The sequence below is a fragment of the Lactobacillus sp. C449L genome (assembly GCF_059900815.1).
Window position 1 is genome coordinate 1 of the sequence record NZ_JBWXGA010000313.1, and the last position, 433, is coordinate 433.

Annotated in this window: 1 protein-coding gene; it reads left to right on the forward strand. The window is 68.1% G+C overall.

Translation table 11 applies throughout. From position 1 onward, the window contains the following. A partial coding sequence (locus tag AC2JF9_RS09550) for an EipA family protein (RefSeq protein WP_500727307.1) occupies positions 1 to 204 on the forward strand: 204 nt, incomplete at its 5' end. Positions 205 to 433: the final 229 nt, after the last annotated feature.

Below are 433 nucleotides of genomic sequence, written 5' to 3' on the forward strand. Positions count from 1 at the left end.
ACGCTCGGCTTCGACGTGGGCGGCGAGGGTGCCCGCACCATGATGCTGGTCTACAATCTCCAGAGCCTGCCGGAGCTCTACAAGCGGTTCCTGGAGGTCGACGGCTCGGCCTATCTGGTGGCCGGCGTCGGGCTCACGGCCGCGCGGGCGGACGACACGGTCGTCGTCCCGATCAGGACCGGCATCGGCCTGCGCTCGGCGTGAACGTGGGCTATCTCAAGTTCACCGACAGCCCGACCTGGAACCCGTTCTGACCCTGCCACTGGCGGAGTGAGCGGCGGGATGCCATAAGCGGGTCTCGTTCTGCTTACCGTTTCCTGCCCGTGTCGTATTTCCTGCTGCTCGTCGTAGGTCTCCTCGCCGGCGCGGTCGGGGCATTGGCCGTTCTGCTTCCCCGCCTTCGCGCCGCGCGCGGCGCGACCCAGCTCCTGGA